Genomic DNA, 19863 nt, shown 5'->3' with positions numbered 1-19863 from the left:
TCTCAGTGCCCCCCGGTGAAGGTGTTGTAGAGGATGCGTGCCGCGCCCGGGATCATGACGACGAACCAGATGCCGAGGATGACCCACAGCATGAGGCGCTGGTACTGGGTTCCCTTCGACCAGAAGTCGACGAGCATGACTCGGATGCCGTTGAGTGCGTGGTAGAGCACCGCGGCCACCAGGCCGAGCTCCATCAGGCCGACGATCGGCGTCTTGTACGTGTCGATCACGTCGTTGTACGCCTGGGGATCGACGCGGACGAGCGCCGTGTCCAGGACGTGCACGAACAGGAAGAAGAACGTGACGACACCGGTGATCCGGTGCAGAACCCAGGACCACATGCCAGGGTCTCCGCGGTACAGAGACCGCGTGCGCTCCCGCGTCGGGGCGGCTTCGGTCGTGCTAGCCATCGAGTGCAGTGCCTCCAACATCATTGATGGACGCGACGAGCGAAGACGCCCGGAGAGATACCGGAGAAATCCAGCTCGATCGTGTGTGTGAAACGACTTCTTCGAACTCTAATCCCATGCTCGGACACGCACTAATTCGCGTTGGGCCTGGCGTTTCCCTGCCGACCGGAAGTTAGGTTTGCCTGTCCAATGACCCGGTGGGTCGCTCGGAGTTGCCTGCAGTGGCAGCCTCGACGTGACAGGATCGCCCTCATGCCGGAAGTCGACTGGAAATCCTTGCGCGACAGTGCTCGTGAGGCTATGACCCACGCCTACGCGCCCTATTCGAACTACCCCGTGGGGGCCGCTGCGACAGTGGACGACGGACGCATCGTCGCCGGATGCAATGTGGAAAATGTCTCATACGGTCTCGGGCTCTGCGCCGAGTGCGGACTGGTGTCGGCGCTGAATGCGAGCGGCGGTGGACGCCTGATCGCGTTCTCGTGCTGCGACAGTCGAGGCTCGATCCTGCTGCCGTGCGGCCGTTGTCGGCAGCTTCTGTTCGAGTTCGGCGGAGGCGATCTGCTGATCGACACGGCGTCGGGTGTGCGTCCACTGAGCGACCTCCTCCCCGAGGCGTTCGGCCCCGACGATCTCGCCGCCGGGCAGGTCTCGAGCACCGCCGAGAAGGCGGTGACCGATGCCTGATGCCGTATCGGTGATAGCCACCAAACGCGATGGCCACACCCTTTCTTCGGACCAGATCTCGTGGATGGTCGACGCGTACACCCGTGGCGACGTGGCGGACGAGCAGATGTCGGCCCTCACGATGGCCATTCTGCTGCGCGGCATGACACGCGTGGAGATCCGTCAGTGGACCGACGCGATGATCGCCTCGGGCAGCCGCATGGACTTCTCGTCCATCTCGCGTCCCACCGTCGACAAGCACTCCACGGGCGGTATCGGGGACAAGATCACGCTCCCGCTCGCACCCCTCGTCGCGGCGTGCGGTGCGGCGGTGCCGCAGCTGTCGGGACGCGGTCTCGGCTACACCGGCGGCACGCTGGACAAGCTGGAGTCCATTCCGGGCTGGCGGGCCGATCTCACGGCCGACGAGATGACCCGACTCCTCGACGATCCTGCTGTCGGCGCCGTCATCTGTGCCGCGGGTGCGGATCTGGCCCCGGCGGACAAGAAGCTCTACGCCCTGCGTGACGTCACCGGCACCGTCGAGTCGATCCCGATGATCGCCGCGTCGATCATGAGCAAGAAGATCGCCGAGGGGACGGGCGCACTGGTCCTGGACGTGAAGTGCGGATCGGGTGCGTTCATGAAGTCGCTGGATCAGGCGCGCGAGCTCGCCGCGACGATGGTCGAGCTCGGCACCGACTCGGGCGTCAACACGGTCGCCCTGGTCACCGACATGTCCACCCCGCTCGGCCTCACCGCCGGCAACGCTCTCGAGGTGCAGGAATCCCTCGACGTCCTGGCCGGCGGCGGCCCCGCGGACGTCGTCGAGCTGACTCTCGCGCTGGCGCGCGAGATGGTCGCGGCCGCCGGACTCGACGGTGTCGATCCGGCCGACAAACTGCGCGACGGCACGGCCATGGACCGGTGGCGGTCGATGATCGCCGGACAGGGTGGCGATCCCGATGCGCCGCTGCCCGTGGCACGACATACTCACGACGTCGTGGCCGACCGCGACGGCGTGGTCACCCGTGTGGACGCCATGGCGGTGGGTATCGCTGCCTGGCGGCTGGGTGCCGGGCGCGAGCGGCAGGGCCAGCAGGTCCAGGCAGGAGCAGGGGTGCGCATGCATGTCAGACCGGGAGAGCGGGTGTCCGCCGGGAGTGTGGTCTTCACGCTGCACACGGACACCCCGGAACGGTTCGACGGTGCGCTCGAGGCACTGACGGACGGATGGGCCGTCGGCGACGACGCTCCTGCCGTCTCGCCGCTGATCCTGGATCGGATCGGTACGTAGCGTGACGCGCGCTCGGTGGTCCCTCGTCACGCTGGTGGGGGTGATGCTCGCGATCCTGCTGGGCGCGTGCGGGTCGTCCTCGGACGAGCCGTTAATCGACACGGTCACCGACAACGGTGTGCTCGTGGTCGGCACGGAGGGCACGTACAGCCCCTTCAGTTTCCAGGGGTCCGACGGTGACCTGACGGGGTACGACATCGACGTCGTCCGCGCGGTCGGGGAGAAACTCGGCGTACGCGTCGAGTTCGTCCAGACGCCGTTCGACTCGATTTTCGCCGGTCTCGAGTCCGGCCGGTTCGACCTCATCGCAAACCAAGTGACCGTCAACGACGAACGGCAGGCCAAGTACGACCTCTCGCGGCCGTACACCGTCTCCGAGGGCGAGATCGTCGCGCGGGCCGGGGACACGTCGATCACCTCGCTGGCGGATCTGGCCGGCCGGACCACGGCGCAGTCGTCGACGAGCAACTGGGCCGAGGTGGCCACCGACGCAGGCGCTCAGGTGCAGGCCGTCGAGGGATTCGTCCAGGCGGTGACGCTGGTCAAGGACGGCCGTGTCGACGCCACCGTCAACGACTCGCTCGCCATCGCCGAGTACTTCGCGCAGACCGGGGACACGGGTGTCGCCGTCGCCGCCCAGACCGGGGACACCAGCCTGCAGGCCTTCGCCGCCCGCAAGGACAGCGGCCTGATGGAGCAGGTGAACACCGCGCTGGAGGAGCTGCAGGACGACGGCACGCTGGCGGCGGCCTCGGAGCGCTACTTCGGGTCCGACGTCGCGGTGCCGGATCCGCAGACCGCCGCGGCCACCGCCCCCACCGCCGAGGCCGGGGCCACCGAGTCGACTCAGGAACTGATCACCCGCAACCTGGCGCCGATGCTGAAGGCCACCGTCACCACGACGTTGCCGCTCACCGCGATCAGCTTCGTCATCGGTCTCGCGATCGCGCTGGCCGTGGCACTGGCCCGGATCTCCTCGATCCGACCCCTGTCGCTGCTCGCGCGCTTCTATGTCTCGATCGTCCGCGGCACTCCGTTGCTGCTGCAGCTGTTCATCGTGTTCTACGCGTTGCCGCAGTTCGGGGTGGTCATCTCGCCGTTCCCGGCGGCGGTGGTGGCGTTCAGCATCAATGTCGGTGGGTACGCGGCCGAGATCGTGCGGGCGGCCATTCTCGGCGTGCCCAAGGGCCAGTGGGAGGCGGCCGAGACCATCGGCATGGGGTACCGCACCACGCTGCAGCGCATCGTCCTGCCGCAGGCGCTGCGCACCGCGGTGCCGCCGTTGTCCAACACGTTGATCTCGTTGGTGAAGGACACATCGCTGGCGTCCACGATCCTGGTCACCGAGCTGCTCCGAGTGGCGCAGCTCGCGGCGGCCCCCACCTTCGACTTCTTCGCGCTCTACTCGGTGGCCGCGGTGTACTACTGGATCATCTGCATCGTCCTGTCCTCCGTGCAGGGCAGACTCGAGACCCGACTGGACAGGTACGTGGCGCGATGACCGAGAAGCCCTTGATCGAGGCGACGGGACTGCGGAAGTCGTTCGGCGACAACCACGTCCTGCAGGGAGTCGACTTCACCGCCGACCGCGGCACGGTCACCGTCGTCGTGGGTCCGTCGGGCTCCGGCAAGACCACGCTGCTGCGCGGGCTCAACGCGCTCGACCCGGTGGACTCCGGCACCGTGCGCATCGGCGACGTGTCCGCGGACTTCGGTGAGCTGGCGTCGGCTCCGCGTGGCCGCGTCCGATCGGCGACGGCAGCGCTGCGTGCACAGAGCGGCATGGTGTTCCAGAGCCACAACCTGTTCCCGCACAAGACGGTGCTGCAGAACGTCGTCGAGGGTCCCGTGATCGTGCAGAAGCACCCGCGGGCGGAGGCCGAGGCGGCGGGCAGGGAACTGCTCGCGCAGGTCGGTCTCACCGGCAAGGAGGACCAGTACCCGTTCCAGCTGTCGGGTGGGCAGCAGCAACGCGTCGGGATCGCCCGCGCACTCGCCCTGGCGCCCGAGCTCATGCTGTTCGACGAGCCCACCTCGGCGCTCGATCCCGAGCTCGTCGGCGAGGTGCTGTCGGTCATGAAGAACCTCGCGAGCGAGGGCTGGACCATGGTCGTGGTCACTCACGAGATCCGGTTCGCGCAGCAGGTGGCCGACCAGGTGCTGTTCGTCGACGGGGGAGTCGTGGTCGAGAGAGGCACCCCCACCGATGTGCTGACGCACCCGGCGCAGGAGAGGACGCAACAGTTCCTCAAACGCATCCTCGACCCGCTGTAGGCGAGGGGCGCGAGGCGCGGCCGCGAACACTACAGTCGGGACATGGATGACGATCTGACGGTTGCTCCGGACAGCGCGGCACGACTGAGCGGTCCGGCACCCCTGGACATGCAGAACATCGCCCGCGCGCCGAAGGCGTTGTTGCACGACCATCTCGACGGCGGGCTCCGGCCGTCGACCGTGCTGGAACTGGCGAGCGAGTGCGGGTACGACGGGCTTCCCGCGTCTGACGCGGAGAGCCTCGGCCGGTGGTTCCGCGACGCAGCCGACAGCGGCTCCCTGGAGCTGTATCTCGAGACGTTCGCGCACACCGTCGCCGTCATGCAGACGGCCGAGGGCCTGCAGCGCGTGGCGCGCGAGTGCGCCGAGGATCTGGCCGCCGACGGTGTCGTCTACGCCGAGGTGCGCTACGCGCCCGAGCAGCACCTGGAGAAGGGGCTGACACTGGACGAGGTGGTCGAGCACACCCTGGAAGGGTTCCGCCAGGGCGAGAGCGCCGCCCGTGCGGCCGGTCGACCCATCGTCATCGGATGCCTCCTCACCGCGATGCGGCACGCCGCCCGTTCCCGCGAGATCGCCGAACTGGCGGTCCGGTACCGCGACCAGGGTGTCGCGGGCTTCGACATCGCAGGCAAGGAAGCGGGCTTCCCCCCGAGCCGGCACCTCGACGCGTTCGAGTACATGCGGGCGAACAATGCGCACTTCACCATTCACGCCGGCGAGGCGTTCGGCCTGCCTTCCATCCACGAAGCGATCGCGTTCTGTGGCACGGACCGGTTGGGCCACGGGGTGCGCATCGTCGACGACATCACCACGAACACCGACGGCGCCCGCGAACTCGGCCAGCTGGCAAACTACGTGCGGGACAAGCGGATTCCGCTGGAACTGTGCCCCAGCTCCAACGTCCAGACGGGCGCCGTGGCCAGCATCGAGGAGCACCCCTTCGACATTCTGGCCCGCTTACGGTTCCGCGTCACCGTGAACACGGACAACCGGTTGATGAGCGACACCTCGATGAGCAAGGAGATGTACCGGCTCGCCAGGGCCTTCGGCTACGGGTGGTCCGACCTCGAGCGGTTCACGATCAATGCGCTGAAGTCGTCCTTCCTGCCCTTCGACCAGAGGTTGGCGCTGATCGACGACGTCGTGAAGCCGGGGTATCGGGTGTTGTTGGGGTAGGGGTCGTCCGCGTACCGCTCCGCTGCTAGGAGCACATGACGCTCCCCTCGAATGGCATGGTGATGCTCCTCGCTATCGCGGCGTATCCGCATCGGCGATTGACCGTGGATGGTTTCTCATCCATCCAAGTTCTCGCACAGTGGCCCGGTGATATAGCCGTCCTCGCAGCCGTTCCTGGTCTGAATGTCACCGCTGGTGGGTTCTTGTCCGCACGCGATACCGCAGCGTTCATATCCGTTGACCACGCCGTCTCCATTGCGGTCTTCTTCTGCGATGTAGGGGAATCCGCCACCGGGATTCGGATTTATCGGCTCGTCGTTGATGCAAGCGGGGTCTGACGATGACGACGTGCCGTCGGTGTATACGGCTGTCTCGGGGTAATCGCAGTACCAAAGGACCTTCTCGGCAGGGGGTACATACGTGTCGCACGTGCTTTCGTAGCCAGTCGTTCCATCCGAATACAGCGCGGTGCCGGATTGATACAGATTCAGATCACCGCATTCGAAAGTGATCGGTTCCGGTGCAGGATCGGCGAGAGTCTCCGAGCTGATCGGCGCGACTGTTGTCGGCGCAACTGTGGTCGACGGGACTGTGGTCGAAATCGCGGGTGTCGTGGTGGTCGTAGCGGGTTCTGCGGAACTGCAGGATGAGAGCCCGGCTGTGCTGAGCAGGGCGACGGCGGCGAGGACTGTAGCGAGTTTCATGGTCACTCTCGAGGGTGTGGCGGTGCTGGCTGACGGAAGCAGTGTTCCTCGAACTATCGCTTGGACCCTGCGGTATGTTTCATCGTGCTTGGAGGGGCTCGTCTGGACCAACGACGACTTGAATGGCCACCGAGAGCCCATTCACGCCGAACAAAAGTAAAGGTCGATTCGTGGACGTGCACTCGGTGCGGTCACCATGGCAATGATTGCCGTGGTCGTCACCGCATGTGGCAGCGGGACGTCTGCCGATCGGGAGACCGGTTCGACCGTGGTCACCACCGCGTTCAGTACGCCTCAACCAACGGCGCTTCCGACCACATCGGGGCCGACTGTGCCCCAGCCCTCCTCCGCCAGTGGCGCTCTCGACAGAGTCGGCGAGCATTGTGGGGTGTCAGCCCGGAGACAACCCGGTCGAGACAACCCGGTCGGACGGCTCGGTCACGGGATACAGCGAGTATTGCCAGAATGTCCGAGACGAATTCGTGCGAGACCAAGGCGCTCCGGAGTCGGGCCCGACCGAGTTCACATGCGAGTCCGGGTACGCGTGCGGCATCACGGAGGCCGACGGTGTCGTGTGGCCGAGCGGAGAACGCTCGTCACGATCCGACCGACAACTGACGCGACTTGTGGCAACACCGTGCTGTCACCAGTACCCACACGTCCACCGGCTCACGCCTTTCACGGTGCGTCGAGACCGACCTGAAGCACCATCTCGCAACGATGAGGACCTCACATGGCGAAACGACGCGGATTCTTCGCGGAGATTCAACACCAGAACCGACTTCGGGAACAGCGTGAACGGCAGCAGCAGCGGGCCACCGCCCAAGCGCACGCCCGAGCGACGCGGGAAGCGGAACGTTCGAGGAAGGAGTCGGAACGCAATAGAGCAGCGGACGCCCGCCGCGCCGCCGCCCTCACTGCGGCGCAGATCAAGGAGCAGGCGCGCCTGCATGTCCAGGCGCGTCAGGCCGAGGTCGACCTGCTCAACGCCACCTTGCTGCAGCAGCTCGAGGACATCGACGCAATTCTCGCCGCCACGCTCGAGGTGGACGATTACGTGGATCTGGCCTCGCTGCGGCAGCCGGTGCGGCACCCGCCGTTCTCCCGCCCCGACCTGACCCAGCCCGCGCCGCCCCCCGTACCTCCGCCGTTGTCTCCGGAACCGGTCTACGTCGAACCCGCTGCGCCGACGGGCATCGGGGCCGTTCTGGGTGGCAGGAAGAAGCATGCCGCTGCCATCGAAGCGGCGCAGGCGCAGTACTGGGAATACCGCCGACAGTGGGAGCAGTACGCCAGCGCGCACCACGCTGCGCACCAGCAGGCTGAGGCCGCGCACCGGGAACGCGAGACGCACCGATTGGACGCTCTGGCCGCCGCCCAGGCGCAGTACGAGACGGAGTGCGCACAACGGCGCACCGAGATCCTGGCAGCCAACGTGCGCCTCGAGAAGCTCATGACAGGCCTGCAGGACCGCGAGCCCGCGGCGCTGGAGGAGTACGTGTCGATCGTTCTCGCAAACTCCGCCTATCCGGAGTGCTTCGAGGTCGAGCACGACTTCACCTTCGACGGTGCGGTGGGCGAACTCACTCTGACCGTGCACGTTCCGCACCCGGACACGCTGCCTACCGAGAAGGCATTCAAGTACACCAAGGCCAGCGACTCGATCACCAGCACTTCTCTGCCGGTCAAGGCCCGCAAGGACCGTTACGCGACGGCGGTGTGTCAGGTCGCCCTGCGCACCGCGCATGAGATCTTCGAAGCCGACCGGGACGGCATCGTGGCGACGTTGTCGATGACCGTCGGTGTGGACGCCGTCGACCCGGCAACGGGGCGGGACCACTTCGTTGCGCTGGCCCAGTTGGCTACTGACAGAGTGAGCTTCGAAGCACTTGACCTCGGCCGGGTCGACGCGAGGGCGACGCTGGACCACCTCCGGGCGGGTGTCTCGAAGAACCCGTACGACCTGGTCCCGGTCAGCAACTCCCTAGGAGTTCGAGGATGACAAGAACCTATATCAACGCGCGGTGCGAAAGGTACAGGTCATGACCGACGATGCCGGCGCAGATGTCATTCGTGCACTCCGAGGCACACTGGTGGCGAAGGAACGGGAACTGCATTCCCTGCAGGACCAACTCGCGGCGGTCACTCGCGAACGCGACGAGGCTGTGCAGACCGCGTCGACTCCGGCCCCCGCGCCCGAGGCTGCGCCGGTGGCGCCACCGGGCGTCGTCGAGACTGACGACCGAGTCGTTCTGCAGGAAGTGGGCATCTACACCTACCAACATCCCCTGCAGAACGCCGAGCAGTACCGCGAACGACTGGCCGATGTGCGAGACCGGATCAAGCAGTCCGTGATCTCCACCGCGGCCGTCGAAGCGTCAGACATGTTCTCCTTCAACAACTCCCTCGCCAAGGGTCGCAAGATGACCGCGAATCTGTCGAAGTTGATGCTCCGCGCGTACAACGCCGAGGCGGAGAACTGCGTGCGGACCCTCAAAGCGGGCAACCTCGCCACCGCTGTCAACCGCCTGGAGAAAGCGGCCGACACGATAGCCAAGCTCGGAGCGATGATGGAGATGCACGTCTCCGACGACTATCACCGGCTCCGGGTGACGGAACTCGAACTCACCGCGGACTACCTGATGAAGATCCAAGAAGAGAAACTCGCGCAACGCGAGCAGCGGGAGCGGCTACGGGAGGAACGCAAGGTCGAGCAAGAACTCGCCGCGCAGCGGGAGAAGCTCGACAAGGAGCGCTCGCACTACCAGAACGTGGCCGATTCGCTGGGGGATCGCGACGACGACGAGGCCCGGCGCGTGCGGGAAAAATTGGCGGATCTGCAGTCGGCGATCGAGCAGAACGACTATCGCCGCGCCAACATTCGAGCCGGATACGTCTACGTCATCAGTAACCAGGGCGCATTCGGGCCGGACGTGGTGAAGATCGGCATGACCCGCCGACTCGAACCGATGGACCGAGTCCGCGAACTCGGCAGCGCATCGGTGCCGTTCCCGTTCGACGTGCACGCGCTGTACTTCTCTGATGACGCCGTCGCCTTGGAAGCGTCACTGCACGCTGCATTTTCGGACCGACGACTGAACCACGCGAACCTGCGGCGTGAGTACTTCTTCGCACGCCCGTCACAGGTGAGGACCGTTCTCGCGCAACAGGTGGGCAATCTGATGGAGTACACCGAGGAGCCGCAATCGACGCAGTACTACCAAAGCCGCGGACAATGGCCGACGGGACCTCGCCGCTAGACACGGGACCTGCCGAATCAACCCGTGACGGTGCGTTCACACGTCACTCGGGGACGCATCGATACGGTACAGGGGAGGCCGATCTAATGGCGTTCCACCGGCCTGCAAGCTAACCGTGGGTCGTCGCCGGTCAAGGCGGGACGCCCCGTCACCCGGTGAGACAGAGTGGGTGCCGATGACCCCTCACATCAGGACCCGGTCAGCCCAGGTGCCACTGGTGCGACACGACTGCGTCGACGGGCACGATAGGCGCACCCCGTGTCAGCGTGACCCCCGTCGGTGGGACACCGACCACTCCTACGTCGACAGGGTCCACAGTGCAGCACGAGACTGCCTTGCGCTGTGTCCACTGCTCGAGGTTTTGCCGACGCTCAGTCCGCCCGCTTCCGTTCCGCCCACCGCGCCGCGCCCTTACGCGCGAAGGACCACGCCTGTATGCCCCGTTCCATCGCCACCGCCGCATCCCAGCTCACGCCCGGCGCGTGCACCTCGGCGCGGAGACTGGCGATCGCAGCGCGAGCCAGCGCCGGGTCGCGCCGGGAGGTCTCGGTCAGCCTCCAGGCCTCCGGCTCTACCGACTCGTCGGCGACGGCGATGTAGGCGAGGCCTAGTTCGACCGCTCGTGCACCGTCGATGCTGTCACCGAGGACACCGAGTGCAGTGGCGGCTTCCGGGCCGGCCGAACGACCGAGCAGGGTATAGTGGCCACCGCCGGGATGGATGCCGATGTTGACGAAGCCCGATGTGAAGCGCGCTGTGCGCGAGATGATTCGGACGTCGGTCGCCATCGCCAGGTTGACACCGGCGCCCACTGCGCCACCGCGGATCGCGGCGATGGTTGGCACCCTGAGCCGGCCGACCCGAAGAAACGCATCGTAGATGGTCTGAATCAATGCGACGCCCTTGTCCGACACAGGAGCGCTCGAGATCTCTGCCAGTTCCGAACGGGATCCGCCGGAACAGAAGTAGCCGTCGTCGCCGCGCACGATGGCCACTCCGACCGACGCGTCCGTGTCGATCCGGTCGCAGGCGTCGACGAGATCCCGCGCCATGGTGGCGTCGATGGCGTTTCGTGCTCCGGGGTTGGAGATCGTGATCTCCGCCGCCCCATCGGTGATGCTGACGTTGACCGACGACGCCATCTCACGTCCTCTCGTTGGTGTGTACGCGCTCGGCGCGCAGGTCGATGTCGGCATTACCGCGGCTACGCAGCAACGTCGACCTGATCTTCTGTGTTGCCGTTTTCGGCAAAGCATCGACCACCGCGACGTAGCGGGGCCACGCCAACCTGGGTAGCCGAGAGTGCAGGAACTCCGGAATCGACAGGGGGTCGAGTGGACCGGACGCCACGACCACTGCGCGGATCTCTTGCCCGGCCAGTTCGTCGGGTATCCCGACCACCGCGACTTCGGCAATCTCTGGATGGCTCGCCAACACCCATTCGACGTCGGCGGGGTTCACGTTCTCGCCGTTACGCCGAATCAGATCGTCTGTGCGACCTAGGAAGCTCAGACGGCCATCTGCGTCCAGTACGCCGACATCTCCGGTGTGGAACCACAGGTTGCGCATCTTCGCGAGCGTGGCATCGCTTCGGTTGCGGTACCCGTCGAAGATGACGTGGGGGCGTAGAGGGCGGATACAAATTTCACCAGGCTCGCCGGTGGGCGAAGCTACGTCTTCATCGTCCAGCACGGCAACCGTCACGTCGGGGCGAGGTGTTCCACAGGTCCCCCGTCGGATGTCACCGGCGTGATTTGCAGTTACCCATCCACCGAGCTCGGTCATTCCGTACAGCTCGTGAACGGACACCCCGAGCCGTTCTTCGATGCCGGTCCATACCTCCGACGGCGCACCCCCTCCCGTGCAGAAGCGCAGTCTGTGCGGCGGGATGTTCTCAGGCAGTGCTCGCAGGAGTGCGGTGAGGACTGTGCCGACGTAGGTGAACGCGGTCGCTTTCAACCGGATTGCGTCGTCGAGGAACTCGGTCGGGCGGAACTTGTCGACCAACGCGAGCGAGCAGCCCGTCGCGAGTGCCGTCATGACGCCGTAGACCTGAGGGTTGGTGTGAAACAGCGGCAGCGCGAGCAGGATTCGGTCGTTGGGAACGACGGCGAGCGCCTCGGCAAGTTGCTCGCCACCCGCGACGAACGAAGCGTCCGAGAGCACAACGCCTTTGGGCGCTCCTGTGGTCCCGGACGTATAGAGCAGACTGCACGTGTCGCCCGGTCGGGCAGACACAGGACCGAGGCCCGCCATCCTCGCGACGCACCGCTCGAGCTCGGTGTAATCCGCGAACCCCGCCGCCGGGCCGTTCCACAAGCCGGCACGAGACAGTTCGACGACGCCGTCCTCGTCACCGGCCACGAAGGAGATATCGGCATCGGTGACGATGCCGCGGACGTGTTCCGCCGTCGCCTGATTGTGAAGTGGGACGCAGACAGCGCCCACCCATCGGATGGCAAACCACAGGTAGATGAACGTCGGGCTGTTGCGCGCGGTGAGTAGCACGTGATCTCCAGGTCCCACGCCCCTGCTGTCGAGAAGCGACGCGGTTCGCCGGACCGTGTCGAGAAGCTCACCGTAGGTGATGGTCCGGTCGTCGACTCGGAGAAATGTGCGGTCCGGCGACGTCTGGCATCGGCGGAGCACGGTCGCGGCGAACATCAGGCGTGCCCGCTCCTGACCGCCTTGATCAGAGATTTCGCGACCGTGTTCTTCAGGACCTCGGCCGATCCGCCCGCCACTTCGTACGCTTTCGCATCGCGCAGGTACCGACCGAACGGCTGGGTTTCGCGCGTCCCGTGTGCGCCACAGACCTGCACGGCGATGTCCGCGGCCTTCGTCGCCAGCGCTCCTGCCAACATCTTGGCTTCCGACGACGACCGGGCGATGTCTCGACCGGCGTCCAGGTCCTGCCCCGCCGCGTAGGTCACGAATCGCGCTGCGTCGATTTCGGCCACCAGCTGAGCGAAATACCATTGGATACCTTGGAATTCGAGAACCACCGAGCCGAATGCTTCTCGTTTGTCGACGTATCGCAGAGCGTCCTCCACCGCGGCGCGCGCGATACCCAAACTGATCCCCGCCGCCAGCGTGCGCGAGTTGGCCAAGGTGACCATGACCTGCTTCAGGCCACGGCCCTCGGTTCCGACCAAGTGGTCGTCGGGCACCTCGACGTCATCCAGCACGAGGTTCACGTGCGGACCGTTCCGCAGACCGAATGTCTGGGCGTGTTCACCCTGATACGTCGAGACTCCGGGCATATCCCGAGTGATGACGAAAGTGGAGACGCCGTTCTCGGTCTCGGCGAGGACCAGAAAGAGTTCGGCGGCCGACCCCGATGTGATGAAGGCCTTCTCTCCGTTGATGCGCCAACCGTTCTCGGTCTTCGACGCTTTGGTATCCAGAAACCGGATGTCGCTTCCGTGTCCGTCCTCGGTCAAGGCGAACGACGCGGTCAGCCCGGCCGCGTACTGGGGCAAGTACCGCTCCTTCAACGATTCCTGGCCGAACATCTCGATGCACTTCTGGCTCTGGAAGATCGTGATCAACGAAATTCCGAGAATCGGGCTGTACACCGACACCTCCTCCATCACGGCGGTGAGCTCTGTCATGGACCGCCCGCCGCCGGAGTACTTCGTGTCGAGCGTCATGGAGTTCCAGCCGAGTTCGGCCGTCATTCGCACCAGATCGAGGGGATACACGTCGTCACGGTCGAGGGTCGTCGCGACGGGAGCCACGTTTTCCCGAGCGAATTGCTTCGCCTGCGCGATGGTGTCGTCGCTCGCCAGGTTTCTCCACAGATCCATCAGGTCCTCCCGGGCCGTTCCGCGCTGCCCTGTGGCTGCGCGTCTGAGAGATAAGTAAATGCTCGTTAGGTTCGCGTGTCAAGATCACACCGCCGACACACGGCGATGAGGACCTCGTGTGCCGACAATCGACCTTGGGCCCTCACGACGCCACACGACCATTCGCAACCGCGTCCGCACCAACTACAGGGTCGGATCCAAATAGACGTTTTTGCAGCAAGGATGAGCTTGACGAACACCTAACGCAGGTTTACTTTCGAACTATTCACAACTGAGACGAGGTACACATGGCCACCACCAAGGTGACTCACGACACGACTGTTTCGTACACTGGGGTAGATCGACGACGCATCATGGCGGCAGCGTCACTGGGGTGGGGGTTGGAGTTCTTCGATCTTCAGCTGGTGTCACTGTTAGCCACACCGATCATGGATTCGTTCGGGATCACGCGGGGCCAGATCGGCGCGATCTTCACCGCGCAGCTGATCGCCACCGCCCTCGGCGGGATCGTCTTCGGCCGCCTCGCCGACATCTACGGACGCAAACGAGTCCTGTCCTGGACAATCTGGGTGTTCGGCCTGTCCACGGTGCTGTCCGCCTTTGCGCCAACCTTCTGGGTCTTTCTTCTCTTACGAGTCGTCACCGGCTTCGGAACCGGCGGCGAATGGGCCGTCGGCTTCTCCCTTCTCAACGAAGCCTGGACGCCGAAACGCCGGGGATTGGCAGGCGGTGCCGTGCAATCGTCCCTCTGGTTCGGCTATGCGGCAGCCATTTTGGTGACGTCCATCTTTGCCGGTGAGAACTGGCGCTGGGCGTTCGTGATGGGGGGCCTACCCGTTCTCGCCGCCATCTGGGTTCGGCGGCGCTGCCCCGAATCCAAGCAGTGGCTCGCGATGCGCGCCGGCGTCGAGAGCGGAGCTATCCCGGAGCAGGGAAACGGACTGACGATGCTGGCCCGCCCACAATGGTTGCGCATCGTTGTTCTCGCAACCCTGGTCGTGATGGGCGGCCAGTACTCGTACTACGTGTACTCGTCGTGGATGCCGACTTACCTCAAAGAGGACCTCGGCGTATCCGCAACCGACGCGAACACCATCCTGTACGTCAGTGCAGGAATCGCCCTGGTGTCCTACCTCGCCAGCGGTGGCCTCAGCGACAAGATCGGACGGCGATCGAGCCTGGTCTCGTTCGCAATCATTCAGCTCATCGGGTTCGGGTTGTTCACTTACTTCAACGCGAACGACAGCAGTGTGTCGCTGACCGTCCTCTCCTACTTCGTCATCTCGTTCGGGCTCGGGTACTTCGGCATCTTCGGCGCCTGGCTCGGCGAACTGTTCCCGACGGCCATCCGGGCATCGGGTGCCTCGTTCTCGTACTCCGTCGGCCGTGGCATCGCATCGACGGGCCCGCTCATCGTCGGAATTCTTGCCGCCAATTACGGTCTTGCCGGCGGTATCTCGACCGGAGCCATCGCCATCGTCGTCATGATCGTCTTCTCCTTCTTCCTCAAGGACCAGAAGGGCCGTGAAATAACCGCTGTCCACTGATGACCATCAGCTCGCCCGATCGAACAACGACATCACGGGAGCACGAAATGACGAACGACAAGAACACAACCGGTCCACTGGCCGGCATCCGCGTGATCGACCTGAGCCGGTTGGTCCCCGGCCCCTACGCCTCGATGCTCCTGGCTGATCTCGGGGCCGACGTCGTCACGGTCCTGGGAGGCCGGGCGGGCGTTCCCAACCCGTCGCTGCGACGCGGAAAGCGGGAAGTGGTGCTAGACCTCAAGAGCGACTCGGGCCGAGCGGCGCTCCACGAACTGGTTCGGACGGCCGACGTGCTGCTGGAAGGGTTTCGCCCCGGCGTGGCCGACCGAATGGGCGCGGGATACGAGGAACTGGCGGCGATCAATCCCGGCTTGATCTACTGCTCGGTGACCGGATACGGCTCCACCGGCCCGCTGGCGCAGGCTGCGGGGCACGACATCAACTACCTGGCATTATCCGGTGTGTTGGGCGCAATGGGTACGTCCACCGGCGCACCACGACCGCCGTTCAACACTTTGGCCGACCTTGCCGGGGGCGGGCTCGTCGCCGCGTTCGGCATTGCGGCTGCGTTGGTGGAACGATCCACATCTGGTGTGGGACAGATGATCGACGTCGGGATGGTGGAAGGCGTCAACTCCCTCGCCGCGATGGTGCACCGCGACTACGGCATGCGGCACGTGCCGAGGGGCGGTGACGGCCTGATGGACGGGGGCGCTCCCTACTACCGCTGCTACGAGACCAAGGACGGCAAGTTCATGGCCGTCGGAGCCATCGAGGACCGCTTTTTCCACAACCTCTGGTCAGGTCTGGAGCTGGAAGGACCCGCCCCCGAGCACATGGATCCGATCCACTGGCCTCCGCTCACGGAGAAGTTCACCGACGTGTTCGCGACCCGCACACGTGACGAGTGGGCATCGATATTCGACACTGTCGACGCGTGCGTGACACCCGTTCTCGACCCCGAGGAAGCACGTGCCCATCCGCAGAACGTCTTTCGCGAAGCGTTCGACGAGGTGGGGTCGCCGGCTCCGATCCCGCGGTTCTCGCGCACGCCCTCGCGCGCATCGTCCGCACGGCCCGATCACAGTGACACCGCGACGGTCCTCCGGGACTGCGGCGTCGACGACGCCATCGTCGAACGTGCCGTCTCCGCAGGGGCCGGTGCACTTTCCGACGGCCTCGCCGAGTGGCCCCCCTACTGATAGTCGAGGACTTCCGATGTCGACAACCCCACACCCCGCTCACGCGAGCGACGCGTACTCCCCTACCCAGATCGCCGGCTTCAAGCAGCAAGGACTGTGGCAGGACCGTTTGCTGACCGACTACCTCGCCACTCACGCCCGAGAGCGGGGTTCGTCGACCGCAGTGGTCGCCGGTTCGGACAGAATGACATTTTCCGAGCTCGCGGACGCCGTGGACCGCATCGCTGCGGGTCTGGTTCGGCTCGGGCTCGCGTCGGGTGACTTCGTTGCTGTGCAGCTGCCCAACATTGCCGAATTCGTTCAGGTCTACCTCGCGATCCAGCGTGCCGGACTTCGCGCGGTGACCCTGATGCCGATTTATCGCGAGCAAGACGTGCGGTTCATGCTGGGGCGATGCCAGGCAAAGGCATTCGTCACCATGAGCACCTATCGAGGCTTCGACCACGTGGGCATGGCCCGATCGGTCCGATCAGCACTTCCGTCCCTCGAGTACATCATCGAGGTCGGGACCACTACGGGCACGGACACCATTGCGTTCGACGATCTCAAGACAGCCGATCCGCTGAACGAAGTCGACTACGACCGCGTGCGCCCGGACCCGGACGGACTGTCCAAGGTCAGCTTCACGTCGGGAACCACAGGTAAACCGAAGGGCGTGGTCCACACGCACAACACGGACCTGGTGATACCGCGACTCCTGGTCGACGCAACGCACATGAGCGCGGACACCCCGCTGTGGATGCCGAGTCCGGTATCGCACGTGACCGGACTGGTCCTCGGCCTCTACCCCGCTTTGGTGGCGGGTGCCCCGTTCGTCTTGCAGGATCGGTGGGACCCCGCCGCCGCACTCGAACTCATTGCCCGAGAACGCGCTGTTCTCACGGTGTCCGCCACACCGTTCATCGCTGCGATGCTCGACGTGCCCGATCGCGACAAGTACGACCTCACGTCGTTCGAGTACTTCCTCAGCGGCGGCGCCCGGGTGTCTCCCGGCATCGTCGAGAGGGCGCGGGACGAACTCGGCATCACTGTGCTTCGTGTGTTCGGTGGTGCGGAGGCCCCGCTTCATGCGATGAACCCCACCGGTGCGGACTGGTCGATCCTCACGAGTCGCGACGGGAAGACTTTCTCGCCGTTGAGAAGTCGCATAGTCGATCCCGCCGACCGATCACACGAGTTGCCGCGCGGCGACCTGGGCGAATACTCGACATGGGGCGCCCACGTGTTCCTGGGATACCTGGGCGATCCGGAGCGAACGCGCGAGTCTCGCGACGAGGACGGATGGTTCTACAGCAACGACCTGTGCACCATCGACGACGACGGATTCGTGCTCTACGTCGACCGAACCAAGGACATCATCAATCGCAGCGGTATCAAGATCAGCGCGGCGGAGGTCGAGAACGAACTGCTCACACACCCAGCGGTCAGCGATGCCGCGGTGATCGCCGTGCCCGACGACACCCTCGGTGAGCGCGCGTACGCGTTCGTCGTGACCAAGAACGGCGTCGACCTCACACTCGACGACCTCCGTCTGCACCTCGAGATGCGCGGCGTGACCACGCAGAAGTGGCCCGAGTTTCTCCAGATCGTCGGGAATCTCCCGATGACATCCACGGGAAAGGTCCTCAAAACGACTTTACGGGAGACCGTGGCCGCGGCGATCCCGTGAGCGCCGGAACGTCCGTGCTGCAATAGTGCACACTCGGGGCGGCGCGATTGCGATGTCGGTGTACGGAGACTGACCGGGGAGGAAGGGGACCGCACGTGGGTGCTGGTGCGAAGGCGGCCTCGGTTCGTCCCAAAGACCGTCGCGCTGCCGTCCTGTCGGGGGCACTCGATCTGTTCGCCGAGCGGGGATTCGACCAGGTGACCATCACCGATATCGGCGAGTCCGCCGGTGTCTCGGCCGGCGCTGTCTACCGGCACATTTCGAGCAAGCAGGAGCTTCTCGACTACCCGATCCGGGAGATCGTGATAGCCGGCTTCACGACGTCCCTGCTCGCAGTCGAGCGCGGAAGGTCGCCCGATCTCACCGTCGCCGAGCTGATCTCGAGCATGGTCACGGTCGCGGTGGACCACCCCAAGGAAGTGCTGCTGTGGCATCGGGAGGCACGACGGGTCAATCGCGACCTGCGAAACGACCTGATCGGACTCCGGTCGCGGACCGTGCAGTATTGGGTGGACGTGGTGGTGGCGTGTGAACCCGGCCTGACGGCTGACGCGGCTGAATTCCGTGTTCGCGCGTCGTGGGGGTTGCTCAACTGCACGCCGCTGGTGCACGGAACTGTGTTGCGCGTGCGCCTGGTCGACACCCTCGTGAGCGTCGTACGGGCAGTGACCCTCGGCCCCGGTCTCGTGACGACGATGCCGAGATCACCCGTGCCGTTCGAACCCGTTCCGGACCTCGAATCGAGGCGCGAACAACTCTTGCAGCACGGAGCTCGACTCTTCCGCGAACGCGGCTATTCCCAAGTGGGAGTGGACGAGTTGGGCGAAGCTCTGGGAATCCGGGGCCCGTCTTTCTATCTGTGGTTCCCGAAGAAGTCGGACCTGTTGTTCGAGATTCTCGAGCGTGTGGCCGACAAGTTCGACTCCGTGCACGCCCCCACCGACGGTGTCGGAAAGGAGCGGCTCCAGACCCTCATGACGCGGTACGTCGCACTCGCGATGCAGAACCGGGACGACATTGCGGTACATGCGGTGGAGCGACAGCACCTCCCCCCCGATCAGCGCAAGATCATAGAACATCGTCGACAACAAAGAATTTCGGAGTGGGTGTCCGAGTTGCGCGGGGTACGCCCGAACGTCCCGGACGCGATCGCCAAGATTCTCGTCCTCGCGACACTCGAGATGGTGATGGCCGTGGCGCGGTCGAAGCGGTACGGAGCGACACCGGACATCGAGGAAGCCCTGACCGGCATCGCCCTCGCCGCCCTGATGAGCGACGTCTAACCTCGATCTTTCGTCGGGCTGGCGTGGTGGCCTGAGCGGTTCGAGATCGGGACTTCTGGTCGTGATCTCACCGAACTCGCACTTCGAATCGGCAGATGTCTATCGGTGAGCGCTCATCCACGGTACGAGTCAGTGGTCTCTCAGGTTGTAGGTGGAGGTGGATCTGGTTAGGCGGACGCCGGGAGCGCCGCCAACCGGGTCACGCGGGTGGCGATCGGAATTCGAATCAAGACACGCTCCGCTCGTCCGAAGACGCAGGCTAACAACTTAGATGGTCCAATTCGGGCTGTTTCGTCCGATCGGTTCCGTGGGGCAGAGGCCGGTCGACGGCGTCGGTCGAACACACCGCGGAGGCTAAGCGCGCTGACAGTGCGTCGACAGCGATGGTGCGTTAACAGTCGGATCGATGGCCGCTGTAGACAAAGGTCCGTATGGAGCTTGACCCGGTTTCCCGGACAGTTCGGGTTGGGTGTTCAGGCCACGTCTGAGGTGACCCGTCGATGGTAGGCGTGTTCGTAATCCACTGGCGAGGAGTAGCCGATCCCGGAGTGCCGGCGGTG

At 65.1% G+C, this 19863-nt stretch carries 16 protein-coding genes; 11 read left to right on the top strand and 5 right to left on the bottom strand.

Features of this window, described 5'->3' with window-relative positions; translation table 11 throughout:
• Positions 1 to 2: 2 nt before the first annotated feature.
• A complete protein-coding gene (gene sdhC / locus HQ308_RS06520) occupies positions 3 to 410 on the bottom strand; it encodes a succinate dehydrogenase, cytochrome b556 subunit (protein ID WP_081821085.1) in 408 nt (135 codons plus the stop codon).
• A 252-nt stretch (positions 411 to 662) separates the two neighbouring features.
• Here sdhC and HQ308_RS06515 point away from each other — a divergent pair, with 252 nt between their 5' ends.
• From HQ308_RS06515 to HQ308_RS06495, 5 genes are all read left to right on the top strand, one after another.
• Positions 663 to 1097 (top strand): cytidine deaminase, encoded by a 435-nt coding sequence (locus HQ308_RS06515; protein WP_056447685.1) that lies wholly within the window; start codon positions 663 to 665, stop codon positions 1095 to 1097.
• The gene (locus HQ308_RS06510) at positions 1090 to 2373 is read left to right on the top strand and encodes a thymidine phosphorylase (RefSeq protein WP_056447687.1); all 1284 of its coding nucleotides are present in this window, start codon (positions 1090 to 1092) and stop codon (positions 2371 to 2373) included. The genes HQ308_RS06515 and HQ308_RS06510 overlap by 8 nt, the downstream gene beginning before the upstream one ends.
• A gap of 43 nt (positions 2374 to 2416) precedes the next feature.
• Positions 2417 to 3874 carry an ABC transporter permease subunit gene (locus HQ308_RS06505; protein ID WP_222638785.1) on the top strand — a complete coding sequence of 486 codons (1458 nt, stop codon included), beginning with the start codon at positions 2417 to 2419 and terminating at the stop codon, positions 3872 to 3874.
• Positions 3871 to 4647, top strand: coding sequence for an amino acid ABC transporter ATP-binding protein (locus HQ308_RS06500; RefSeq protein ID WP_056447689.1), 777 nt, complete (start codon positions 3871 to 3873; stop codon positions 4645 to 4647). The genes HQ308_RS06505 and HQ308_RS06500 overlap by 4 nt, the downstream gene beginning before the upstream one ends.
• A gap of 108 nt (positions 4648 to 4755) precedes the next feature.
• Complete coding sequence (locus HQ308_RS06495; protein WP_261775866.1) at positions 4756 to 5826, top strand: adenosine deaminase; 1071 nt, start codon at positions 4756 to 4758, stop codon at positions 5824 to 5826.
• Between the two features lie 116 nt (positions 5827 to 5942).
• Here the strand turns inward: HQ308_RS06495 and HQ308_RS06490 are convergent, their stop codons facing one another.
• Complete coding sequence (locus HQ308_RS06490; RefSeq protein WP_261775833.1) at positions 5943 to 6536, bottom strand: hypothetical protein; 594 nt, start codon at positions 6534 to 6536, stop codon at positions 5943 to 5945.
• A 727-nt stretch (positions 6537 to 7263) separates the two neighbouring features.
• Here HQ308_RS06490 and HQ308_RS22490 point away from each other — a divergent pair.
• Positions 7264 to 8532 carry a hypothetical protein gene (locus HQ308_RS22490; RefSeq protein ID WP_261775832.1) on the top strand — a complete coding sequence of 423 codons (1269 nt, stop codon included), beginning with the start codon at positions 7264 to 7266 and terminating at the stop codon, positions 8530 to 8532.
• Between the two features lie 40 nt (positions 8533 to 8572).
• Positions 8573 to 9790: a DUF4041 domain-containing protein gene (locus HQ308_RS06480; protein WP_222645992.1), complete on the top strand. Its 1218-nt coding sequence runs from the start codon at positions 8573 to 8575 to the stop codon at positions 9788 to 9790.
• Between the two features lie 371 nt (positions 9791 to 10161).
• Here the strand turns inward: HQ308_RS06480 and HQ308_RS06475 are convergent, their stop codons facing one another.
• From HQ308_RS06475 to HQ308_RS06465, 3 genes are read right to left on the bottom strand one after another with little or no spacing between them, the layout of a single operon-like run.
• Positions 10162 to 10932 carry an enoyl-CoA hydratase/isomerase family protein gene (locus tag HQ308_RS06475; protein ID WP_222645991.1) on the bottom strand — a complete coding sequence of 257 codons (771 nt, stop codon included), beginning with the start codon at positions 10930 to 10932 and terminating at the stop codon, positions 10162 to 10164.
• Position 10933: 1 nt separating this feature from the next.
• Positions 10934 to 12454 (bottom strand): class I adenylate-forming enzyme family protein, encoded by a 1521-nt coding sequence (locus tag HQ308_RS06470; RefSeq protein ID WP_222645990.1) that lies wholly within the window; start codon positions 12452 to 12454, stop codon positions 10934 to 10936.
• The gene (locus HQ308_RS06465) at positions 12454 to 13599 is read right to left on the bottom strand and encodes an acyl-CoA dehydrogenase family protein (RefSeq protein ID WP_222645989.1); all 1146 of its coding nucleotides are present in this window, start codon (positions 13597 to 13599) and stop codon (positions 12454 to 12456) included. The genes HQ308_RS06470 and HQ308_RS06465 overlap by 1 nt, the downstream gene beginning before the upstream one ends.
• 287 nt (positions 13600 to 13886) lie before the next feature.
• Here HQ308_RS06465 and HQ308_RS06460 point away from each other — a divergent pair, with 287 nt between their 5' ends.
• The 4 genes from HQ308_RS06460 to HQ308_RS06445 all read left to right on the top strand — a co-directional run bounded on the left by HQ308_RS06460 (position 13887) and on the right by HQ308_RS06445 (position 19303).
• Complete coding sequence (locus HQ308_RS06460) at positions 13887 to 15146, top strand: MFS transporter (protein WP_222645988.1); 1260 nt, start codon at positions 13887 to 13889, stop codon at positions 15144 to 15146.
• 47 nt (positions 15147 to 15193) lie between these two features.
• Positions 15194 to 16351 carry a CaiB/BaiF CoA-transferase family protein gene (locus HQ308_RS06455; protein ID WP_222645987.1) on the top strand — a complete coding sequence of 386 codons (1158 nt, stop codon included), beginning with the start codon at positions 15194 to 15196 and terminating at the stop codon, positions 16349 to 16351.
• Positions 16352 to 16367: 16 nt separating this feature from the next.
• On the top strand, positions 16368 to 18020 hold the full coding sequence (locus tag HQ308_RS06450) for an AMP-binding protein (RefSeq protein ID WP_222645986.1): 1653 nt from the start codon (positions 16368 to 16370) through the stop codon (positions 18018 to 18020).
• 95 nt (positions 18021 to 18115) lie between these two features.
• Positions 18116 to 19303: a TetR/AcrR family transcriptional regulator gene (locus tag HQ308_RS06445; RefSeq protein ID WP_222645985.1), complete on the top strand. Its 1188-nt coding sequence runs from the start codon at positions 18116 to 18118 to the stop codon at positions 19301 to 19303.
• Positions 19304 to 19863 lie beyond the last annotated feature (560 nt).

This window comes from Rhodococcus sp. BP-241 (assembly GCF_019836145.1).
Lineage (GTDB): Bacteria > Actinomycetota > Actinomycetes > Mycobacteriales > Mycobacteriaceae > Rhodococcoides.
The sequence above is the reverse complement of the archived record's forward strand: the minus strand, read 5'-3'. Positions and strand labels throughout refer to the sequence as shown.